At 68.9% G+C, this 21,235-nt stretch carries 23 protein-coding genes; 13 read left to right on the plus strand and 10 right to left on the minus strand.

What is annotated here, in order from left to right; genetic code table 11:
- Positions 1 to 320 precede the first annotated feature (320 nt).
- From BLT59_RS05440 to BLT59_RS05450, 3 genes are all read right to left on the minus strand, one after another.
- Positions 321 to 1,856, minus strand: coding sequence for an omptin family outer membrane protease (locus tag BLT59_RS05440; protein WP_244513863.1), 1,536 nt, complete (start codon positions 1,854 to 1,856; stop codon positions 321 to 323).
- A 565-nt stretch (positions 1,857 to 2,421) separates the two neighbouring features.
- Positions 2,422 to 3,186, minus strand: a complete 765-nt coding sequence (locus BLT59_RS05445) for a hypothetical protein (protein ID WP_244513864.1) — start codon at positions 3,184 to 3,186, stop codon at positions 2,422 to 2,424.
- A 476-nt stretch (positions 3,187 to 3,662) separates the two neighbouring features.
- The gene (locus BLT59_RS05450; RefSeq protein ID WP_244513877.1) at positions 3,663 to 5,099 is read right to left on the minus strand and encodes an aminotransferase-like domain-containing protein; all 1,437 of its coding nucleotides are present in this window, start codon (positions 5,097 to 5,099) and stop codon (positions 3,663 to 3,665) included.
- 361 nt (positions 5,100 to 5,460) lie between these two features.
- On the opposite strand from BLT59_RS05450, the gene BLT59_RS05455 reads away from it, so the two are divergent.
- From BLT59_RS05455 to BLT59_RS05505, 10 genes are all read left to right on the plus strand, one after another.
- The gene (locus tag BLT59_RS05455) at positions 5,461 to 5,943 is read left to right on the plus strand and encodes an MSMEG_0572/Sll0783 family nitrogen starvation response protein (protein WP_091777295.1); all 483 of its coding nucleotides are present in this window, start codon (positions 5,461 to 5,463) and stop codon (positions 5,941 to 5,943) included.
- A 66-nt stretch (positions 5,944 to 6,009) separates the two neighbouring features.
- Positions 6,010 to 7,086, plus strand: coding sequence for a Nit6803 family nitrilase (locus BLT59_RS05460; RefSeq protein WP_091777297.1), 1,077 nt, complete (start codon positions 6,010 to 6,012; stop codon positions 7,084 to 7,086).
- Positions 7,040 to 8,143, plus strand: coding sequence for an MSMEG_0568 family radical SAM protein (locus tag BLT59_RS05465; RefSeq protein WP_091777624.1), 1,104 nt, complete (start codon positions 7,040 to 7,042; stop codon positions 8,141 to 8,143). The genes BLT59_RS05460 and BLT59_RS05465 overlap by 47 nt, the downstream gene beginning before the upstream one ends.
- Positions 8,140 to 8,685, plus strand: a complete 546-nt coding sequence (locus BLT59_RS05470; protein ID WP_091777626.1) for an MSMEG_0567/Sll0786 family nitrogen starvation N-acetyltransferase — start codon at positions 8,140 to 8,142, stop codon at positions 8,683 to 8,685. Before BLT59_RS05465 ends, BLT59_RS05470 begins: the two co-directional genes overlap by 4 nt.
- Positions 8,682 to 9,677 carry a sll0787 family AIR synthase-like protein gene (locus tag BLT59_RS05475; RefSeq protein WP_091777299.1) on the plus strand — a complete coding sequence of 332 codons (996 nt, stop codon included), beginning with the start codon at positions 8,682 to 8,684 and terminating at the stop codon, positions 9,675 to 9,677. Before BLT59_RS05470 ends, BLT59_RS05475 begins: the two co-directional genes overlap by 4 nt.
- Positions 9,674 to 10,849, plus strand: coding sequence for an MSMEG_0565 family glycosyltransferase (locus BLT59_RS05480; RefSeq protein WP_091777300.1), 1,176 nt, complete (start codon positions 9,674 to 9,676; stop codon positions 10,847 to 10,849). The genes BLT59_RS05475 and BLT59_RS05480 overlap by 4 nt, the downstream gene beginning before the upstream one ends.
- Complete coding sequence (locus BLT59_RS05485) at positions 10,842 to 11,165, plus strand: MSMEG_0570 family nitrogen starvation response protein (RefSeq protein ID WP_091777302.1); 324 nt, start codon at positions 10,842 to 10,844, stop codon at positions 11,163 to 11,165. The genes BLT59_RS05480 and BLT59_RS05485 overlap by 8 nt, the downstream gene beginning before the upstream one ends.
- On the plus strand, positions 11,162 to 12,430 hold the full coding sequence (locus BLT59_RS05490) for an MSMEG_0569 family flavin-dependent oxidoreductase (protein WP_091777304.1): 1,269 nt from the start codon (positions 11,162 to 11,164) through the stop codon (positions 12,428 to 12,430). The genes BLT59_RS05485 and BLT59_RS05490 overlap by 4 nt, the downstream gene beginning before the upstream one ends.
- Positions 12,431 to 12,693: 263 nt before the next feature.
- Positions 12,694 to 14,382 (plus strand): methyl-accepting chemotaxis protein, encoded by a 1,689-nt coding sequence (locus BLT59_RS05495; RefSeq protein ID WP_091777306.1) that lies wholly within the window; start codon positions 12,694 to 12,696, stop codon positions 14,380 to 14,382.
- Between the two features lie 403 nt (positions 14,383 to 14,785).
- Positions 14,786 to 14,974, plus strand: coding sequence for a hypothetical protein (locus BLT59_RS05505; RefSeq protein WP_091777308.1), 189 nt, complete (start codon positions 14,786 to 14,788; stop codon positions 14,972 to 14,974).
- Positions 14,975 to 15,245: 271 nt separating this feature from the next.
- On the opposite strand, the gene BLT59_RS31165 is transcribed toward BLT59_RS05505, so the two are convergent.
- The 5 genes from BLT59_RS31165 to BLT59_RS05525 all read right to left on the minus strand — a co-directional run bounded on the left by BLT59_RS31165 (position 15,246) and on the right by BLT59_RS05525 (position 17,146).
- Positions 15,246 to 15,404, minus strand: a complete 159-nt coding sequence (locus BLT59_RS31165; RefSeq protein WP_175543935.1) for a hypothetical protein — start codon at positions 15,402 to 15,404, stop codon at positions 15,246 to 15,248.
- Between the two features lie 122 nt (positions 15,405 to 15,526).
- On the minus strand, positions 15,527 to 15,784 hold the full coding sequence (locus BLT59_RS05510; protein ID WP_091777309.1) for a hypothetical protein: 258 nt from the start codon (positions 15,782 to 15,784) through the stop codon (positions 15,527 to 15,529).
- 123 nt (positions 15,785 to 15,907) lie between these two features.
- Positions 15,908 to 16,114 (minus strand): ribosome modulation factor, encoded by a 207-nt coding sequence (locus BLT59_RS05515; protein ID WP_091777311.1) that lies wholly within the window; start codon positions 16,112 to 16,114, stop codon positions 15,908 to 15,910.
- A 23-nt stretch (positions 16,115 to 16,137) separates the two neighbouring features.
- Positions 16,138 to 16,350 carry a hypothetical protein gene (locus BLT59_RS05520; protein WP_091777313.1) on the minus strand — a complete coding sequence of 71 codons (213 nt, stop codon included), beginning with the start codon at positions 16,348 to 16,350 and terminating at the stop codon, positions 16,138 to 16,140.
- A 568-nt stretch (positions 16,351 to 16,918) separates the two neighbouring features.
- Positions 16,919 to 17,146 (minus strand): hypothetical protein, encoded by a 228-nt coding sequence (locus tag BLT59_RS05525; protein ID WP_091777315.1) that lies wholly within the window; start codon positions 17,144 to 17,146, stop codon positions 16,919 to 16,921.
- A gap of 348 nt (positions 17,147 to 17,494) precedes the next feature.
- On the opposite strand from BLT59_RS05525, the gene BLT59_RS05530 reads away from it, so the two are divergent.
- Positions 17,495 to 18,445: an alpha/beta hydrolase fold domain-containing protein gene (locus tag BLT59_RS05530; RefSeq protein WP_175543936.1), complete on the plus strand. Its 951-nt coding sequence runs from the start codon at positions 17,495 to 17,497 to the stop codon at positions 18,443 to 18,445.
- A 28-nt stretch (positions 18,446 to 18,473) separates the two neighbouring features.
- On the opposite strand, the gene BLT59_RS05535 is transcribed toward BLT59_RS05530, so the two are convergent.
- Positions 18,474 to 18,968: an HD domain-containing protein gene (locus tag BLT59_RS05535; RefSeq protein WP_091777319.1), complete on the minus strand. Its 495-nt coding sequence runs from the start codon at positions 18,966 to 18,968 to the stop codon at positions 18,474 to 18,476.
- A 291-nt stretch (positions 18,969 to 19,259) separates the two neighbouring features.
- Between BLT59_RS05535 and BLT59_RS05540 the strand changes: the two genes are divergently transcribed.
- Positions 19,260 to 19,502: a hypothetical protein gene (locus BLT59_RS05540; RefSeq protein WP_091777321.1), complete on the plus strand. Its 243-nt coding sequence runs from the start codon at positions 19,260 to 19,262 to the stop codon at positions 19,500 to 19,502.
- A 189-nt stretch (positions 19,503 to 19,691) separates the two neighbouring features.
- Here BLT59_RS05540 and BLT59_RS05545 read toward each other — a convergent pair whose 3' ends face one another.
- A complete protein-coding gene (locus tag BLT59_RS05545) occupies positions 19,692 to 20,090 on the minus strand; it encodes a PRC-barrel domain-containing protein (RefSeq protein ID WP_091777323.1) in 399 nt (132 codons plus the stop codon).
- Positions 20,091 to 20,331: 241 nt separating this feature from the next.
- Between BLT59_RS05545 and BLT59_RS05550 the strand changes: the two genes are divergently transcribed.
- Entirely contained in the window at positions 20,332 to 21,219 is an 888-nt protein-coding gene (locus BLT59_RS05550; RefSeq protein ID WP_091777628.1) for a DMT family transporter, read from the plus strand.
- Positions 21,220 to 21,235: the final 16 nt, after the last annotated feature.

Consider the following 21,235-nt stretch of genomic DNA (forward strand, 5'->3'; position numbering starts at 1 on the left):
GACCGCATTGATCTTCGGCGATCGGCAGGTCCAGGCGTGATCAGCGACGCCGTGCAGGCGCCCAGATCGATGTTGGCGGCGGTGACGGTGCTTCGCACGGTCCACTCGTCGAGCTTGACCACGAATGCACGCCACGTCTGGCTGCCGGTTCGGCAGAACACCGCGAAGGTTGTCCGGTCGAGCGCGAGCGTCCGCCCGGAAATTGGGCCTCCGCGGCCGAGGTCTGCCCCGCACCGCCGTGTGGCCCAAGGCACCGGTCTCGGTAGCGCCGCGACGTCGCCTTGAGGGCCGCCGCGGCGTCACCGGGGCCTTCGACCCCTTCAGTAGCTACGCTGCAGTACCGGCTGCGGCGCGGGTGCCCCGAACCCGAGATCTGACAACTTGTAGGAGACCTGGGCGAATCCGCCGTAGCGATCGGTCTCGAACTTGGTCGGGCTCTGCGGAACCGTCGGGAACTGGGTCCGGCCGGGGTTGGCCTCCATCCGCCAGTAGCGCCCACCGATGCCGACGCTCATGGACGGGGTCACGTCGTACGAGACGATCCCCTCGACGAAGTAGCCGTCACCGGTCCCGCGCTGGGGCAGCGGATTGATATCCGGCCGCCACCAATGGCGGTCCACCCCGTCCATCGCCACGACCGGCAGGTAGGCGCCTTCAAGGCTGAACTTCAAGCGGTCGAAGCGCACCTCGCCGATCAGGCCGACCCGCATGGCATTCCAGCGCGCCGTCTCCGTCAGACCCTTGGCGTTTTCACCGACACTATCGGACCCCGCGCAGATATTCCCGCCGCCCACTTGGCGACATCCGAAGCCGTTGATCAATTCCGAAAAGTACTGGTAGCCAACAAAGCCGCCGACCTTCACGTTATCGCGGGTGAAAAAGTTCATGCCGGCATCGATGGCCGCGTAACCGATGTCGCCGTCCTTGATCCGCGACAAGGTGTTCGAATAGGGGTTCTCGGCCGGTGGGAAGTCCTCGTCATTCAGCCGGCCGCGCATTACGCCGCCGGATCCGAGAAGGCCCTTTACGAAGAGACCTGTCGGATTGTGGTCGAGCCGCGCGAAGCTTTCGCCCGCATGGGCGTCATAATTCTTGTAGGTCAGGCGCGAGTTGACCTGCGCGGGCACGACGTTGGAACCGAGCGTATAGCGGTGAGTCCCGGAGCTGTAGAAGTAGCGAACACCCGCTTCGAAGCTCCAAATGCCCGGCGCCACCGATCCGGCTTCGGTGTCCTCGACCGAGGGCAGGAACGGCAAGCCGTCCCCGAACCTGTAGTTGAGGCCCACGCGCGTCAGGAAGCCGTTGGTCGCCACGCGCGTGCCGACCAAGTAGCCGGGCACGGACCCGTAGGACTCGGGACTGCGGACGATCCGCTCTCCCAGATCGTAATACAGACCCTCTATCTTGGCGGAGAGGCGCTGGCTGAAGGCGTATTCGATGCCAGCACCGGCGACGTAGCCAGTGCGAAGCTCGCCTTTCCGACCGTCGAAGGTGAATGCACCCGATATGTTTGTGTTCGTATCGACGCGGACGTTCCCGGCGGCGAGGCCCGCGGTTGCGTAGACGAAGACCCTGTCCGCTGCGACGCCGACCTTTCCGCGGACCGTCGTCAGGTAGTCGAGCCGCTGGCCTGCATGCGCGATGCTGAACGCGTAGTCCCCACCGCCGTCCGCGGGAAAATCGCCGTCTTTGAGGCCGTAGTTGCGCAGGCGCGTGAACTGGTAATCGACAACGCCGCCGATCACCAACCCGGATCCGAAGTCCAGTTGTCTGTTATATCCGATTTCGGAACCCGCAATGAAGGCATCGTCGGGCGCGCGGCTTGTGCCGGCAACCGGACATCCCCGGTCGCCCACGGCGCCCCCGGGCCCCGTGCAGGACGAGTGCGGCGTGTTGCCCAGATGGCCATATCCGGCGAAGAGACCGCTATAGGGTCCCGTCCAGTTGAAAATCGGAACCGGCGTCGTTGCTATGGGCAAGGGCAGCGGCAGATCTGCGGCCCGTGCAGCAACCGACCCGACTGACCCGATACAGCCAGCTATTAAAACCAGACGACGCACAACTGATCCTATCCGCGAATGAGCGTGTTATCAGACGCGGCCATTCAGATCCGATTAAGGTTGATATTGCGCTAACAGCCCGACGCTCCGCGCAGGCGGTCGGTCGCCGGTTGCTGATCTACGCCGCAATCCAAGACCGCTTTACCGTCGCTGCATGCAGGCGCTCAGCAGCCGCCGATGCAGTCGGGTTCACATGCCCATCGCCCGCCATTCACGCATCCCGCGCGTTCTTGGATGGCCGCATCTCCCACGGCCGGCCTGAGCGCAACACGAACAGGATGCCGGTGCGCGTCGCGCGTTTCCCGATCGTTGGTCTCTGACTGGTATGGCGCCGATCATCGTTGCTGGGGAGCGGGACCTGTCAGCGTGTTATGATGCTCGGTTCCTGCCGAACCGGACGGGGCTGCAGTACGAGGAGCCCGGCCGAATAGATCAATGAGACGAGGAGGGCTGTCGTGAGCGCGATGGCGGCGCCGAAGGGTTGAACCATCAGGTGCAGAGTCAGCAACGTCAGGCCGAATCCGAACACCCCCCGGATCGCGACGCTCGACAACCGCGCCATCGCCACCCCGCCGATGCGGCGGTGCAGGATGACAAAGGCGCTCGTCATCGTAACCGGATAGGCGGCGATCACCCCGGTTCTGGCCGGCCCCAGGGCCGAACTCAGAGCCAGGAGGGCCGACACGAACAACGCTACGATCGTCGCGCGCGCGAGGAGATCCAACGGTCGCGGCCTCACGATGACGGCGCTCCGAACCAGGGTCGCGCGGACCACGTGCCGAGTCGAGAAGGCGCCGGCTCCGTAAACGACGGCATTGAGCAGGAAAGCCGTCAGCGGAGTCCATGCGACGGCCGAGATCGGGATGGCGGCTGTAAGCCACGCCAGTATCGCGGGGACGAGGGTGGCGGTTCGGTCCCGACCGGCCGCCAGATGGGCATAGACGATCAGGAACAGGCCCGTTGCCGCATTTGCCGCGAAGCCATTGAGGGCCGCTCCCGCCACGAAGGCGGCATCGTGTTCCAGCGCCATGAAAACATAGGCCGGGCCGGCGGAAACCGGCAGGCTCACGATGAGCGCGCCCCACACCGGCCCGAGCCATTCGGCCAGTACCGAGGCGAGCACCACGACGGTTCCCGAGGTCAGCGCCCGGATCAGGGCCGTCAGCCATATCGCTGCCAAGGTCGTTTCCCGTACATCGCGTCGCCGACCAGGGCCGGTTTCGGAACCGGAGCTTCGCTATCACGGGCAATCGCCCCGAGCCAAAGCAATGAGCTCATCATGAACCCACTTTTCCGGCCGCGATGGTCGGGAACTTGGGCACGCCGTCGCCGAACCACACGGCTTGCCCGCTCAAGCCCTCGACGACAGCGCCGATGCGGCGTGGCCGACCGGCCGGCTCATCTCACCCACCGAGGGTGGCAGTTGCTCGGCAACCGAGACGACCCCCCAGACATCGCCGGAGGCTCGCACAGCCTGATCGTGTCGAGATCGATACCGATCGCCCAGAGTGGTTCGATCCGTCGACGGCGCGTGCTACCTCCGCGGTGCTCACTGACCGCGCTCGCCGGTTCTCTCGAGGCGGCCGGGGCACCACGGGTCCGTCAGATGTAGGTCGATGCGAGCGCCGGTGAGCCTTCAAGTGCGTGGGCGAGCATCTCCAGACCATTCGTGATCTGCTGCCGGGTCGCGGGACCTCCGAGGCACAGGCGGACCGCCTCTGGCGGCGTTCCGGCTACGCAGAACGGGTCACTGCCGACGACGCCGAGGCCCGCCGACCGACCCTGGCTGGCGAAGGCGGAGCGCGTCCAGCCGGCCGGAAGGGTGATCCAGACATGGAAGGCGTGCGGGTCCGCGTTGTAGGACTCTGGCGGAAGCAGCGAAGCCGCAATCCTCTGGCGTGCGGCCGATTCCTGGCGAACGGAATCCACGATCGCGTGCGCCGTTCCGTCCATGATCCACCGCGTCGTCAGCGCCGTCGAGATCGGCGAGGCCATGACGGTCGCAGCCCTCAAGGCGTCGCCCAGCGGAAGGGAAGCCCGGGCACTCGGGGCGACCAGGAAGGCGAGGCGCAATCCCGCCCCCAGGCACTTCGCGACGCCGGCCACGTAGTAGGTGATCTCAGGGGCCAGTTCGGCGAAGCTCGGCGGCGGTGTCGGGCAGATATGCGCGTAGGCGTCGTCCTCGATGATGGTCACGGCGTAGCGGCGCGCCACCGCGATGATGGCTTGGCGACGCGCGCGGGACAGGGTCGCGGTGGTCGGGTTCTGCAGCAGGGGATTTAGATAGATGGCTTTCGGAGCTGCTCTGGTACAGGCGGCCGCGAAAGCGTCGGGGTCGATGCCGTGCCGGTCCATCGGCAGGCCGACGAGCCGCAGGCCCCGATGAGCGGCGAGCGTCCGAATTCCCGGATAGGTGATGCGCTCGGCGCAGATCGTATCGCCGGCTTGAGCAACCTGACCCAGGATACTGAACAGAGCGCTGTGCGCACCCGGGCAGATCAGGAGCCGCTCCCGCGCTGCCACGATGCCGCGACCCCCCAGCCAGCGGAGCGCCGCCTCCTTGTCTTCGTCCGTCCCGCCGAAGCCCTGGTAGCGCAGCAGGCTGGCGAGATCGCCGGACAGCTCGGCGAATGACGTCCGCATGCGGGTCCGCAGGGACGGCGCGTCGGGCTCCGGGGGCAGGTTCATGGTGAAGTCGACCGGCTCGACGCGCTGCGGTCGGGCGAGCCCGCCGAGACGGGCCGTGGCCATCGGATCGATCACGAAGGTTCCCTGGCCTACGCGTCCTTCGACCAAGCCGCGCCTGTGGGCTTCGACATAGCCGCGGGAGACGGTCGTGAAGTTTAAGTTGAGCACCTGGGCGAGTGCGCGTTGCGTCGGAAGGCGCATGCCCGGCATCAGGCGACCGGTCTGGATGTCGTCCGACAGAGCGTCCGCAATGGCGAGGTAATGAGGCCGGCCCCAGCGCGTGAGGTCGGGCTTCCAGAGATCACCTCCGCCAGCCTGGGAGCCTGATCGTCCTCGCCGTTCCGTCGGCATCATCTTTTCCCTGCCCCGCGCTGAAGATGCGATCAACGACCGATTGTATGGAGTGCAAGCACCATACCGCGGACAGGATCACGATGATCGGCAGCGGCAATCCAGGCAATGCGTATACATCTCGATGGCGTATCACCGCTCCTATGGTCGCATGGCGCGCATTTCATGATGCACGATTGAGCAAACCATGCCGAATATCCGAGACACCACGAGGTTGATTGATCGTATATTTGTATGCATCGCATGCTAACGCATTGCATGTGGCATTGATTGTGGAGACTTGGCACGACGCTTGCCAATCCTGGTGCTGATCGCCCGCAGCGCCGCCTGCCGCGGTCCAATCCATCGAGGAGCGTGTGCAATGCCTGCTGTGAACCGCGAACCCCACAAGAAAGGCGACGTTCTGGTCGATTACGAGGAGAAGGTCTTTGAGGATGTGAAGGCCGCGCCGGGCCAGAAGGCGCTCGTCACCTTTCACACCGTCGCATTCGAGGGCTCGATCGGCCTCGTCAACCTGCTCCAGGCTACGCGCCTGCAGCGCAAGGGCTTCGAAACCTCGATCCTACTCTACGGCCCGGGCATCACCCTGGGCGTCCAGCGCGGGTTCCCGCGGCTCGGCGACGAGGCCTTTCCCGGCCATCTCAACTTCAACAACCAGCTTGAGAAGTTCATGGCCGAGGGCGGCAAGGTCTACGCCTGCCGGTTTTCGACCCAGGCCCTGTACGGCCACGGCGAGGCGGCCTTCATCGAGGGGATCCGCATGATCAATCCCCTCGATGTCCTCGACTGCATCCTCCTACACAAGCGCGACAACGCGGTGATCATCGACACCTGGACCGTCTGACGACCGCGCCATCGCACCGGCGGCCGCGCGGGGCGCGCAGCCGCTGGGTCCCCCGGAGGATCATCCATGCCAGAGACCCGGATCGTGCGGGCCGCCGCCGTCCAGATCGCGCCAGACCTCGACAGGCCGGACGGCACGCTGGAGCGCGTGCTCAACGCCGTCGACGAGGCCGCCGCCAAGGGCGCGCGCTTCATGGTCTTCCCCGAGACCTTCGTCCCCTACTACCCCTATTTCTCCTTCGTCCTTCCGCCTGCCTTGCAGGGCCCTGAGCACCTCAAGCTCTACGAGCGCGCGGTGGCCGTGCCGGGACCGGTGACGCAGGCCGTCTCGGCGGCCGCGCACCGCCACGGCGCCGTGATCGTGCTGGGGGTCAACGAGCGCGACCACGGCTCGCTCTACAACGCGCAGTTGATCTTCGATGCGGATGGGGCGCTGAAACTCAAGCGCCGTAAGATCACCCCGACCTATCACGAGCGCATGGTCTGGGGGCAGGGCGACGGCGCCGGTCTCACCGTGGTCGAGACGGCAGTGGGCCGCGTCGGAGCGCTGGCCTGCTGGGAGCATTACAACCCGCTCGCCCGCTACGCCCTCATGGCGCGCCACGAGGAGATCCACGCCGCGCAATTCCCGGGCTCGCTCGTCGGCCAGATCTTCGCCGACCAGATGGAGGTGACGATCCGCCACCATGCCCTGGAGGCGGCCTGCTTCGTGGTCAACGCCACGGGCTGGCTCACAGACGACCAAGTGGCGCAGGTTTGCCCGGACGAGCGCCTGCGCGGCGCCTGCCGGGGTGGCAATTGCACCGCCATCGTCTCGCCCGAGGGCAAGCACCTCACCGAGCCGCTCGGACCCGGCGAGGGCATCCTGATCGCCGACATGGACCTCGCGCTCGTGACCAAGCGCAAGCGGATGATGGACTCGGTCGGCCACTATGCACGGCCCGAGCTCCTCAGCCTCCTCCACGACGACCGTCCGGCGTCTTTCGTGCACCCGCTGGCGCGTACGCAGACCGCCTCCCGGAGCCTCGACCATGAGCAGTTCCCCGCTTCCGACGAGTCTTACCCTCGCTCCGCCGGTGACGACGGGCCTGATCGGGATGCCGACAGAGCGCCTGATCAACGCCTTGCAATCCTACGGGGTTAGGCTGGCCGACAGCCGCGCCGGAGCGCCGAGCCGCCGCGGCGGCGCCGGCCCTTCGGACCACAAGGCCATGACCATCGCGGGCCGAACCGTGATGGTGCCGGTCCACACCGAGGCCGCCTTCGACTCGCCCTTCCTCGTCCGCCGGCCTGACGCGGACGGAATCGCGGTGATCGAGCACGACGGCGTGGTGATCGGCCGCGCCACCTTCCCGGGCAAACCCCGCTTCTACGCGCTCTCAACCTTCGACGGGGTGCCCTATTCAAAGATCGCCGTGCTGCACGGGCGCGACGTGCTCGCCACCACAGTGCTGCAGACCTGCATCCGCTACGCCAGCCGCACCAAGACCTGCCAGTTCTGCTCGATCGGCCAGTCCCTCGCTGCCGGGCGCACGGTGGCGCACAAAAGCCCGGCGCAGCTCGCCGAGGTCGCCCGTGCCGCCGTGTTGCTGGACGGCGTCAAGCACATGGTCATGACTACCGGCACGCCGAATGGCACCGATCGCGGCGCGGCGATTCTGTGCGAGAGCGCCTTCGCGGTGAGGGCCGCCGTGGACCTGCCGATCCAGGCCCAGTGCGAGCCCCCCGACGACGATCGATGGTTCGAGCGGATGAAGGCTTCCGGCGTCGATGCGCTCGGCATGCATCTCGAGGCCGTCACGCCAGAGGTGCGTGCGCGGATCATGCCCGGCAAGGCGAGCGTGCCGCTGGAGCGCTACTACGACGCCTTCGCGGCCGCCATTCCGGTGTTCGGGCGCGGCCAGGTCTCCACCTACATTCTCGCCGGCCTCGGCGACGCACCGGCGGACATCCTGGCGATGGCCGACCGCCTGATCGGGATGGGCGTCTACCCCTTCGTGGTGCCGTTCGTGCCGATCTCCGGCACGCCGCTGGAAAGTCATCCGGCCCCCGGACCGGACTTCATGCATGCCATCCTGAAGCCGCTCGCGGACAGGCTGGCCGCCGCAAGCCTGCGTTCCACCGAGATCAAGGCCGGCTGCGGCCGGTGCGGCGCCTGCTCGGCGCTCTCCACCTACGAGCGGACCGGCGGGGCGGCCTGATGTTCGACCCCGTGCCGCCATACCAGCCGAGCCACTTCCGCGTGAAATTCGCGATCGCCCCGTGGGAACGGCGCGCCTGCGCGGCCCTGCGCCGCCAGGTCTTCTGCGTGGAGCAGGGCCTCTTCGTGGGTGACGACCGGGACACCGTCGACGCCCACGCCATACCGATCTGCGCCCTCTCGACGCTGGGCGGTGAGGCCGACGCCGTCGTCGGCACCGTGCGCATCCACACGGTCCCGGAGCGTCCCGGCGAGTGGTGGGGCTCCCGCCTCGCCGTCGCCAAGCCCTTCCGAAGCGCCGCCGCCCTCGGCACCGGGCTCATACGGCTCGCGGTCTCGGCCGCTCACGCAAGGGGCTGTGCCCGCTTCCTCGCGCATGTGCAGGAGGGGAACGCGGCGCTGTTCGAGCGACTGAATTGGACGAGCCTCGCCCCCTTGGATCTGCATGGGCGGCCCCACCGGCTGATGCAGGCTGACCTCGCCGCCTACCCGCCGGTGCTCGATCCCGAGCACGGCCTCGTCATGATCCGCAGGGCCGCGTGACAGCCGCTCCCGACATCCAGGTGCTGGCGCGCCAGATCCGGGAGGCCCGCGGCGTCGCCCACAAGCGCGACATCGACGCCGTGGTCGCGCGGCTCGGCTTGGGGAGCCCGCACGCAGCGGTGCTGGTCGGTGACGATTGCGCGGCGATCCCGGATGGCGACGGACACCTGCTCCTCGCCATCGAGGGCTTCCTCGACAGCTTCGTGGCCGACGATCCGTATTTCGCCGGCTATTGCGGGATCATGGTCAACTTGAGCGACGTCGCCGCCATGGGCGGGCGTCCGCTCGCCGTGGTCGACGCGCTCTGGAGTCGGGATGCCGCGGCGGCGGATCTGATCCTGGCCGGCCTGTCCGACGCCGCAGCGCTCTACGGCGTTCCCATCGTGGGCGGCCACACCAACATACGCGCGGCGGCGGGCAACCTCGCGGTCGCCGTGCTCGGCCGGGCCGGTCCGCGCCTCCTGACGAGCTTCGATGCCGCGCCCGGCGACGACCTCGTCGCCGCCATTGACCTGCGCGGGCGGTTCCGTGAGCCGCATCCCTACTGGGACGCCTCGACCGGGGCGCCGGGGGCACGGCTGCGCGGCGACCTCGCGCTGCTGCCCGCCATCGCCGAAGAAGGGCTCGCCCGTGCCGCCAAGGACATCAGCATGGCGGGAATCGTCGGCACGGCCCTGATGCTACTTGAATGCTCGGGGGTCGGCGGCGTCATCGACCTCGACGCGATCCCGCGTCCCGACCACGTCCCGCTCGCGCGCTGGCTGACGGCCTTCCCGAGCTTCGGCTACCTCGTGAGCGTGCATCCCGACCGCACGCCGGCCGTGCTCGCGCGCTTCGCGGAGCGCGGCATCGCAGCGGGCGCGATAGGACGCCTCGACTCGAGCCAGGTCGCCCGCGTGCGAGACGGTGCGGGCGCCGATGCAGAAGTCTGGGATTTCGCGGCCGGACCACTCATCGGCTGCGCTCGGCATGGCGCGGGGGCTGCCCGGTGACAGCCCTGCGCATCGCCATTCTGACCCACTCCACCAACCCGCGCGGCGGCGTAGCCCATTGCCTCGCGCTGGCCGAGGCCCTGTGTGCGCTGGGCCACGAGGCCGTCGTCCACGCCCCTGACCCGTCCGGCCGCGGCTTCTTCCGGGATGCGGCCTGTCCAACCGTGGCTTTGGCGGCCGAGCCGGTCGCCGGCCCGACGGTCGAGCTCGTGCGCGCCCGCATCTCCAACTACCTGCGCCACTTCGCGAGCCCGGCGGCGCGCGCTTTCGACGTCTTCCACGCGCATGACGGCATCGGCGGCAACGCGCTCGCGACCTTGAAGGACCGGCACCTGATCCCAGGCTTCGTGCGCACCGTGCACCACGTCGACCATTTCGCCGACCCGCTGCTCGCGGCGTGGCAGGACCGCGCGATCCGCGAGGCCCGGCGCCTGCTCTGCGTCAGCCGCCTCTGGGCCGACTGGATCCGGGATGAGCACGGCGTCGAGGCCACCATCGTCGGAAACGGGGTCGACCTGTCGGTCTACCGGGACGCGCCGACGCAGGCCGACACGGCCGTGCGGGAGAGCTGGGGGATCGGCCCGGGACCCGTCATCCTGAGCGTCGGCGGCTTCGAGGAACGCAAGAACACCCTGGGCATCATCAAGGGATTCGTCCGGCTGCGCGCACGCCACCCCCGGGCGCAGCTCGTCGTCGCCGGCGGCGCCTCGCTGCTCGACCACGCCGCCTACCGCGCTCGGTGCTGCGCGACGCTGGAAGCCGCCGGCCTCGCAATCGGGCGCGGGGGGGCCGTCATCGAGATGGGCCCGGTTCCACAGGCCGACATGCCGGGACTCTACCGGCAGGCGGACCTGCTGGCGTTCCCCTCCTGGATGGAAGGTTTCGGCCTGTGCGTGCTGGAGGCGATGGCCTGCGGCACGCCCGTGATCGTCTCGCGCCGGCCCCCGTTCACCGAGTACCTGACGTCGACCGACGCACTCTTCGTCGATCCCGCAGACCCGGATGCCATCGCCGACGCCATGGCGTCGGCGATGGAGCCGGAAACCCGCGTCCGGCTGCGGGCGGCCGGTCTCGCACGAGCGGCCGCCCAGTCGTGGCGCGCCTGCGCCGACCGCCACCGCGCCGCCTACGCGGCCTGCGCCCGAAGTCAGCCGGAACCGATCGATGCCTGAGATGCACTTCCAAGTTCGCTGGCCCGATGGACGGCGCGAGGCGTACTACTCGCCCTCGCTCGTGGTGAAGGACTTCCTCGCGCCGGACGAGAGCTACGCCCTCGACGAGTTCGTCGCGAAGGCCCGCACGGCCCTCACCATCGCGAGCGAGCGGGTGCGTGAGAAGTACGGTTTTGCCTGCTCCTCCGCCCTGGATCAGCTCGCCCGTATCGAGGCCGTCGCAAGGCGCCAGCCTCCCGGTGGCCGGGTCGCGGTCGAGCGCTTCGAGGCCTCAATCTCCGCGTCCTCCCGAACGCTCTCGGAGTTCGAGCCATGACGTCCACGATCCGTCACGTTCCCGTCGCCATCGTCGGCGGCGGCCAAGCCGGTCTCTCGGTCAGCTATCACCTCAAGCAGCGCGGGATCGGTCATCTCGTCTTCGAGAAGAAGACCGCCGCGCATGCCTGGACGACGCAGCGCTGGGACACGTTCTGCCTCGTCACGCCGAATTGGCAGTGCGACCTGCCGGGCCACCGCTACGACGGTCCGGACCCGGACGGATTCATGAGAAAGGACGAGATCGTCGCCTATCTCAAGGCATTCGTCGCAAAGGTGGATCCGCCGATCCGAGAGGGCGTCGCGGTCAGCCGCGTCGCGCGCCGCGGGGACGGTCGCTTCTTGGTCCAGACCTCGGAGGGCGACTACACCGCCGACGAGATCGTGGTCGCGTCCGGCGGCTATCACACCCCGATCATCCCCCGCATGGCCGAGAAGCTGCCGCCCGGGATGACGCAGATCCACTCGAACCAGTACCGCAACCCGGCCCAGCTGCCCGATGGCGCGGTGCTGGTCGTCGGCTCGGGGCAGTCCGGTGCCCAGATTGCGGAGGATCTGCATCTCGCCGGCCGCAAGGTGCATCTGGCGGTGGGCGATGCACCTCGCTGCGCCCGCTTCTACCGCGGGCGGGACGTGGTCACGTGGCTCGCCGACATGGGCTATTACGAGATGACCGTCGAGAACCATCCGCTGCGCGACGGCGTCCGCGACAACACCAACCATTACGTGACCGGGCGCGACGGCGGTCGGGATATCGACCTCCGGCGGTTCGCCCTGGAGGGCATGGCGCTCTACGGGGTGCTCGACGATTATGCCGACGGTGCGCTGCGCTTCCGCGACAATCTCAAGCGCTCGCTCGACCAGGCCGACCGGACCTACAACAGCATCAACGCGGCCATCGACGCGTACATCGCGGAGACCGGCCTCGAAGCGCCGGATCAGCAGCCCTACGCACCGGTCTGGGAGCCGGGCGAGCCGGTCACCGACCTCGCCCTCGAAGGGTCGGGCATCACCAGCATCGTCTGGTGCATCGGCTTCACGCCGGATTTCCGGTGGCTGGACGCCTCGGTGTTCAACGGAGCGGGACAACCCAAGCACAAGCGCGGCGTGACCGGCGAGGACGGCGTCTCCTTCATCGGTCTGCCCTGGCTGAACACCTGGGGCTCGGGGCGCTTCGGTGCGGTCGGCCGCGATGCCGAATACATCGTGGAGGTGATCCAGAAGCGCCTGAGCACCGGAGCGCCCGGCTTGAAACACGCGGTCTGAGCCGGATCTCCGCGCGGACCGTCATTCGCCGGGGCGGGTCACGGACGGGCCGGCTGTTCAGGTCGGCGGTGCCGGACAGCCCCAGGCGACCGGGGCCCGGCTGCTGTGCGGCCCGGCTCGTCCGCGCGGCCGATCGACGACGTCCCCATCCCGCCGCCTGGCGCTTTGCGGAATAAGCTCAAGTTAGCGGATATTAAATATTTTTCGATAGTCGTTGGGCTTGCAGCCGCAGAATTGTTCTATTCGGCTGTCGCGAGGCCACCGTGTCGTTACAAAGTGTCTCCATTCGTACCAAGCTCGTGGTTTCATTCTCGGTGCTGACCCTTTTCGTGGTCGGGCTCGGCGCCCTCGGCCTCATGAGTACGCGCAAGCTGCGCGAGCAGGCCGTCGAAATCGATACGAATTGGCTGCCGAGCATCAGAACCCTGGGTGAGATCGATACGCTGACGGCGCGCAGCAGCGGCCTTCTCCTGCGCCACACGCAGGCGACCGACCCGGCGCTCCTCGCGACCATCGAGAAGGACATGGACAGCTTCGATCGGAAGCTGGCTGACCGGATCACCGCCTACAAGGCCATGCTCAGCTCGCCCGAGGAGCGGGCGCAGTTCGAGACGTTCAGCCGGGAATCGGACGCCTTCCGGACGGCCCGCAACGAGGTCGTCGAACTCTCGCGTGCGGGCAAGAAGGCCGAGGCCTATCAGCTCTATGAGACGAAGGGTCTGATACCGCGTCGTGCGGCCTCCAAGGCCCTGGAGAAGCTGGTCGCCATCAACAACGAGGGCGCCGACGCAGCGCAGGCACAGAGCACCGCCGTCTACAACGAGGCCTGGACGGTGGGCCTCGTCGCCATGGGTCTCGCCGTGGCCGTCTCGCTGCTCTCGGGCGTGATCATCGTCCTGGGCGTCACCCGGGGCATCGCCTCGGTGGTGCAACCGATGCAGGCGCTGACCGCCGGCGACCTGTCGGCGGAGATCCCGTATCAGGGCGAGAAGACCGAGATCGGGGCCATCGCCGCGGCCGTGGAGGTGTTCAAGCAGAGCCTCATCAAGATGAAGGCGCTGGAGGCCGAGACCGCCGAGGCGCGGCTCGCCGCCGAGGAGCAGCGCCGGATCGGCATGCGCCAGATGGCCGACGGCTTCGAGGCGGCGGTCGGCGGCATCGTGGGGCTGGTATCGGCCTCCGCGACGGAGCTCCAGGCCACCGCCGGCTCCATGTCGGCCATGGCGGGTCAGACCTCGGCGCAGTCGGGGGCGGTCGCGGCCGCCGCCGAGGAGGCTGCCTCGAACGTCAATACCGTCGCCGCGGCCGCCGAGGAACTCGGCGCCTCGGTCCAGGAGATCGGGCGGCAGGTTCAGGGCTCGGCCGAACTGGCCCGCTCCGCAGCCGGCGAGGCGGACCAGACCGGTGCTCTCGTGCAGGAACTCAGCGGCGCCGTCGCCAAGATCGGCGACGTGGTCGGACTGATCTCCTCGATCGCCGGCCAGACGAACCTTCTCGCGCTGAATGCCACGATCGAGGCCGCCCGGGCCGGCGCGGCCGGTCGGGGCTTCGCGGTGGTCGCCTCCGAGGTGAAGGCGCTCGCCGAGCAGACCGCCCGTGCAACCGGGGAGATCTCGGCTCAGATCGGGCGGATTCAGGGCGTGACCGGCCAGGCGGTCTCGGCCATCGGCACCATCACGTCCCGGATCCGTGAGATCAACGGGGTCGCCACCTCGATCGCGGCGGCCGTCGAGGAGCAGGGTGCCGCGACCCAGGAGATCGTCCGCAACGTCACCCAGGCCGCCCAGGGCACGGGCGAGGTGACGAGCAACATCGCCGGCGTTGCCGGCGCCGCGGAAGAGACGGGTGCGGCGGCGAGCCAGGTCCTGGGCGCCGCGTCGGAACTGTCGCGCCAGTCCGAGCACCTCTCCGCCGAGGTCGGACGGTTCCTGGCCACGGTCCGCGCGGCCTGACGGCGGAGGCCCGTCTCACACGGCGCGCCGGGCCGCCCGCACCGCGCCGGTCGCTCTCCCGGGCAACCGCGCGTATCCGGGGCCGGGCGGCGCTCCATTGTCCAACGCCGAGGTGTGCCGGAGCACCTCGTCCCGGAAAGCTTGGGCTTACATCAGGGTCACACCGCGAACACAGTCGCGGACCTGATGGAGACTTCCGATGACCGTCGTTGCCCGCCTCACCCTCGCCGCCGCCGTTGCCGCCGCCACCGTCGCGGTTCTCGCCGGCACCTATGTCGAGATCCTGGATCGCGCCCTGCCGATGCACTTCGTCTGAGACGCGAGGTGCGAGCCGGTTGAATACCGCATCCCGGGACGCCGCCGTTCCGCGGCGGCGCCCCGGGATGCGGGAGGGAGGTGCCCGATGAATCGAATCCTGATTTCCGTCTTCGACGGCGCCCTGTGGGTCGCGGACACGCTCGACGACATCCTCGTCGAGGCGGCCCTCGGTTTCGGTGCCGCCGTGCCGTTGATCGCCGACTCGTCCGGCGATCCGCCCGCCGTCTCGCTTTCCGGTCCGCATGAGACCGGAGCATCGCGATCCCCGCGGTGACGGCCGTTCCGGACAGCGGCGCGCTTTCGGAGCGGATGGCCTGTCGGCGGGCTGCAACGAAGGGCAGCCCTCCCTTCCATCCTCCCAGTTCAAACTCTTGAGCGGCCGCCTCAAGGGTGCGGCCACGTGGGATGGCGCCGCCGGTGGAAACCCGCTGTCGCGATCCCGGCCGCGCTCGGGCATCTCGGGAGCGCGAGGGGAATGAGAGCCCCGACCCGCTCAACTGGCTTATGTCCCGTCCTGCGCCCTCGCGGCACGATCCGGCAGGGCTCTAACGTTTCTGCGCGTCCGGCGCCGATTGTTCGGTTTGCGGCTCCATCTTGGTGGAGTCGGGCTTCGTCGGTGCGTTGTTTTGCGCCTGCTCGTCATCGCAGGACGCGATGCCGAGGAGCAGGAGCGCGGCAAGCACGAGGCGGCTGGTGGCCCGCATGGAGCCTCCGTGAGGCGGTCGGGACAGGCTGGCTTGGCGGCGCGATGCCCCAGCGTCGCGCCACCGGACACCGGACCGGGCAGCCCGATCCGTGCGCCGTCAGGCGAGGTAGACCCCTCGGATCAGCGGCTGCCGGCCGCCGGCTTGGAGCCGGATCCGGCGTCGTTCGGACCCGTGCTGTTCGTCGTGCCGGAACGGCTCATGGAGCCGGTCGACGGGCCGCTGCCAGCGGCGCCGGGCGTCGAGCCGGATCCCGCGTCGTTCGGACCAGTGCTGTTGGCCGTGCCCGACCGGCTGGTCGCAGCGCCGGTATTCTCAGCCGCCGCGGCGGGGACGGCGGCCGCAAGCAGGCCGGCGACGGTGATGATCATGAACTTCATGGCGAATCTCCCTTATCGGTCCGGCCATTGAGCTCACTGAGCCGTTGCCGGTCCTGAGGCCAACGCCACGCCGGCAAGGCTGTTCCTGTTCCTAGCGCCAAGCTGCCCGGGCCCTGTCGTGGATCAGGAGGCCTCCGGTGGCATGTCCTCGTGCACCGCTTTACGCGAGGCGACGCGCGCCTCCTCGTCGGGCATCCGGTAGCCGCGATCCCAGGTGGCGTGGGCGTCCGAATCTGCAGGATAGGGGTTTGCAGTGATAGGATCGCCACGGTCACGCGCGTGGCGGCCCTCGTCGCTGATCGCAGCGGGTGAACGGGTCGAAATCGTCATCGGCGCTTCTCCGGGGCTGGCGGTCATGATCCCAAACCGGATTCACGGATGATCGGGATCGGCGGAGCCCGTTGCCGGTTCGGCATGCCGTCGGGCATCAGCGCCGCGGCTATCCCTGCTGGGCGCTGCGGTATGGCCTGCGGATCGACGTGGTTGCAGCACGAGCCGTCCAGCCAGCCGTCAAAGCCGTCGCCCTTCACCGAGATCATGTCGTCGGGTGTGGGGGATTCGGACACGAGCCGGAATCCTTCGCGGACGGACGGGACGGGCGCCGCAGATTCTACCGGCCGCGTGCGCGAAGGTTCCCGCCTGGAGCCCCGCCAGGCAGGCAACCGCTTTAGCGCTCCGGATCGCCGGATCCCGCCGGTTCCACCCCGGTTGTCCGTTTATCGAGATTGACGAGGAGCACTGCATGCTGGACGCGAAACCACCCTGTCCCGCGCTGCCGGAGCAGTCGCCTGCTGGCCGGCCGGAGGGAGGGGCACCGCAACGCGTCGCGCATACGGAGGCGTCGCCGCTCAAGCGCGGGACTGCGCCGGCACGCTGGTCGACACGGCGGCTTCTGACCGTGCCCGGCCTGTCGCGCGGACGGCCCTGACGGACCAGGGCGCCTCCGTCGCCGTGGCGCGCAGGGTGCACGAAGGGGGCTGCGACCGCAGGCGGTCGGGGCACAGGACTGAAGGGTGTCCGACTGTCGAGCCGCCCGCGCCGGCATCCCCGAAGCCGGCGCGGCGACCCGCCGCGGCGGCAGGACGCCTTCGAGAATCGGGGACGTCGGCAGCCGATCCGCGCGGTGTGTGTGGTTCAGTGTGACTGATCGATGCGGTCCGGCGCCCGGCCCTTCGTGCTGTGCGTGTGATGGCTGTCCCGCTCGCCGCCGCCGCCGGAGACGTGCGATTTCGAATCATTGGTCGGGCTGCCGGGTGCGGGGCCGTGATGCGCCTCGACGTGAGGCTTCGAGGCATCCTGATGACTGCTGCCCGGGCCGCCGTGATGGCGGTCGGCGGCGGGTGTCTTCTTCGACGTGCTCATGCTGCTCCTGCTGATGCGCGGCGCCGTGAGCGACGGAGGCGAAGAGCGCACCCGCTGCATTGGAAGGCGGTTGCGGGATCCGCCTCTCCCGGCGCGTGATGTCTGGCCAACCCGACGGGTCCGGCGGTGTTCCTGCCGGATCCGAACCGCCGCCTCTCCGGATCCGTCGTGCGTCGTGCCCGGGAGCAGCACGAATCCATCCGACCGGCGCCCGCGGGACTGCACGGGGAACAGGCCGAGCCGGGATCCATTGAACCGAGGGATTCGATGCGGAGGACTGATCCGTTGCATGGCTGGCCGCGCCCTGCTGCACTGATGGCGGGGACCGCCGGGATCACTGTCCTCGGAATGCTTGCCTGGGCCAGGATCTCCGGGGTCAGCGTCCGGGCCAGGCTGATCAACGATGTGGCGCTCCCGCTGAGCGGCATGAAGCGCAAGGCGCGCGACGCGGACGGCATGCGGCGCCGGATCGCGCTGCACCGGCGGGTCGAGCCGGCACGTCCGTCGGTGTGGCTGCGCCGGAAGTACCGCATTGAAGCCGATCGTCGGGACGGGTCGGAGGTCTTCACGATCCACCCGCGCGGCGCGTGTTCAGGCACCACGATCCTCTACCTGCATGGGGGCGCCTGGGTCTTCGACGTGCTCGGGCCGCATTGGCGGATCGTCGACGCCCTGATCGCGCGCACCGGAGCCCGCGTGATCCTCCCGCGCTACCCGCTGGCCCCCGAGAGCACGTGGCGGGACACCTACGCATTCCTGGAGCGCCTCATGGCGACGGTCTGCGCCGACGGCCGCGGCAACCTCATCGTGGCGGGCGACTCGGCGGGCGGTTGCTTGTCCCTCGGCATCGCCCAGCGTCTGCTCGCGCGCCGCGAGAAGCTGCCTGCCGGCCTGCTGCTGTTCTCGCCTGCGCTCGATCTGACGTTCTCGGATCCCGGCGTGCACACCATCGCACCGCGAGACCCGATGCTGGCCGTGCCCGGCTGCCGCGCGGCGGCCCGCTTCTGGGCAGCCGGCACGCCGTTGTCGGATCCGCAGGTCAGCCCGCTCTTCGGTCGTCTCGACGGATTGCCGCCGGTGGCGATCATCACCGGCACGCGGGATCTCCTCCACCCGGATGCCCTGCGGCTCCACCGAGCCCTGGCACAGGCGGGGCAGGGCGTCGCGCTGTACCGGTATCCGGAGCAGTGCCACGTCTTCGTCGGCGCGCCGATCCCGGAGGCCGCCAGGGCCCTGGACGAGGCCGGCGCCTTCATCCGGGCCTGCGTGGCGACACAACCCGCCCGGATCCGGGCCTGAACGAGCAGGTCGAACCCGCCGTCTGCGGTCACCGGCCCGTATAGCCGACGGCGGACGCGGCTTCCTTAAGCCGCGCGAAGGCCGTCGCGTAGCGCTCACGCAAAAAGGCGGCATCGGCCGGAATACGGGAGGGACAGAGGTTGTCCTCCGTATCGGACATCTTGATCAGCAGCGCCGCCAGGTTGCCCGCCGCGATCAGCGTCGTGATCCGCTCCGAATAGGCGATCCGGCTGGCCGGCTTCGTGAGAAGCGTGACCGTTTCGATAATATCCGCGTCGAAACCGGCGGCGCGAAGGTCAGTCATCGTGCGCGGCGTGTCCTCCAGCACATCGTGCAGGAGCGCGGCCTGCATCACTCGCATCGGGTCGATGTCGAGCCTGTCGATGAGTCGGGCGTGGCCGGCACGGGTCAGGGTCGCGTTCGCGACGCGTTCGAGGTGCCGCATGCAGGGCTCGCCACATTTGTCGAGCTGACCCGCATGCGCGGTGAGGGCGAAGGTATGGGCATCGAAGATCGTCGGCACGCTACCCTCTCGTGGGATCGATCGGTCCGGATTGGCGCCGCTCCGGCTTTCCGACCCGGGAAGTCGTCAGGATGCGGCGGCGTTCCCGTTCAGCCTGTGATCGACGGGAACGCCGCGGCGCGACGGTTCCGGACCCTGCGACGTGTTCGGAGTACCGCATTTCGTGGATGCGCAGTCTTCGCACTGCATTCAAAAGTTTAGGTTGGCAGCACTATTGCCGAGTTCCCGAGAAACCGCCATGTCTTGTCTCATAACCGGACAAGCGGCGCGTCGCGCTTCAGGATTGGGCCAATGGCGTCCGTGACATTCGAGAAACCGCTGGATGTCGGCGGACCGCTCAGCCGCCGGGCTGCGGCCCTGGCCAATGTCCGCTGGTTCCGCGCGCTGGCGTGGCGGGCGCTGCGTGATGGCGGTCCGCGGGCGGAGCTGCGCGCGGCCAATGCCCGGGCTGCCGCCCGGATCGTGCTGCGTCAGGCCAAGCGGGAGGCTCTGGTCGACCGCTTGACGCGTCAGGCTGTGGAAGCCTCGCTCTGAGGCGCTGCGCCGAACGCGTCCGCTCCGGATCCTGGTCTGAGCGCCGGACGCGCAGGGAGGGGTCAGACGGTTCCGTCCCGGAATGATGCACGCCATACGGGCCGTGCGGCGGCCGGTCTCGCGACGGTGCCGCCGCGAGACCGGACTCGTGCTCGGCCGATGCGCCCGGCCGAGCCGAATTGAGGTGCCTCAGCGCTTGAACTTGCCGTCGTACTTGAACTCGGGGGCCGACTTCAGCTGATCCTTGGTGGCGCCGATGACGGCCTTCCACTTCTTGGCGTCGGCATCGTAGCCGATCGCGATCGAGTTCGGCGAAACGGCCACGTAATGCTCGCCCATCCCGAGGAAGCCGCCCACGGAGACGATGTATCCGGCGAGCTTCTCATGCTCGATCACCAGATCCTTGATCTCGCCGACCGTGCCGTTCTGCGCGTCGGTGACGGTGAGGCCGATCAGGTTGTAGCTGAGCACCGCATCCTGCGGGACGGTCTCGAATTTCGGCGCCACCGTCTTGGGGGCTTCATTGGCGGCGAAAGCCGGGCCGGCGAGGGCGGCGGCGGCGAAGGCGGCGAGGACGAGGCGGCGCATGGCAATCTCCAGTGGCCCGGTATGGGCCGTCGGAAATGGCCGCCTCCCACGCATCGTTCCGCGCGAACACGGAAATGTTAATGCGCGGAACATGGAACTGCCGGGCGCCGTCCGCCCGGCCGGCGGGCAACTGTACTGGAACGCGACCGGGACAGAACGCCCGGCCACGAGACGATCGTTCCTGGCCGACGGCCCCGCGGCGCGGCATGCCGCGTCCGTCATGCGTGAGGAGGAGACATCCGTGGCGGGGGGAGTGCTCGAAGCGGCGCGTGGGCCCGCGCCCGGCGCCTGGGTGGACGGTCTCGTCGGCATCACGATCTTCAGCGCCTCGCTGGTCGCCACGCGCCTCGCGCTGACCGGCATGGATGCGCTGTTCCTCAGCGCGGCGCGGGCCGCGCTCGCGGGTCTGGCCGGCGCCGCCGCACTCCTGGCACTCCGCCAGGCGCGGCCGTGCCGGGCCGATCTCCCGGCGCTCGCCATCGTGGCCGCGGGCGTCGTAGTCGGATTCCCGCTGCTTACCGCCCTGGCTCTGCGGACGGTCGGCGCCGCGCATGGAACCGTGTTCCTCGGCCTGCTGCCTCTCGCCACCGCCCTGTTCGGCGCGCTGCGTTCGGGCGAACGGCCGTCGCCGGTCTTCTGGCTGCTCTCGCTCGCGGGTGCGCTGGTCACGGTCGGTTTCGCCGCGCGCGGGCTCGACGGTCCTCCCGGTCCCGGCGACGCCTTCATGCTGGTTGCAATCCTGCTCTGCGGGCTCGGCTACGCGGAGGGCGGCGTCCTGGCCCGCCGGCTCGGCGGCTGGCAGGTGATCGCGTGGGCCACCGTCCTGTCATTGCCGGTGAGCCTGCCGCTGGCCCTCGCCCTCAGGCCGGCGGAACCGGCCGCGATCCCGATGGCGGCCTGGGCGGGCCTCGCCTACGTCGCCCTGTTCAGCATGCTGATCGGGTTCGTGTTCTGGTACCGGGCCCTGGCGCGTGGCGGCATCGCGGCGGTCGGACAGCTGCAGCTGCTGCAGCCGTTCCTCGGCCTCGGCGTTGCCGCGCTGATCCTGGGCGAGCGGATCGAACCCGCGATGATCGGTGCCGCCCTGGCGGTCGCCGTCTGCGTGGCGCTCGCGCGGCGCTTCGCCTGAACGGGCGCGGGTGGCG

Source organism: Methylobacterium sp. UNC378MF (genome assembly GCF_900103195.1).
Lineage (GTDB): Bacteria > Pseudomonadota > Alphaproteobacteria > Rhizobiales > Beijerinckiaceae > Methylobacterium.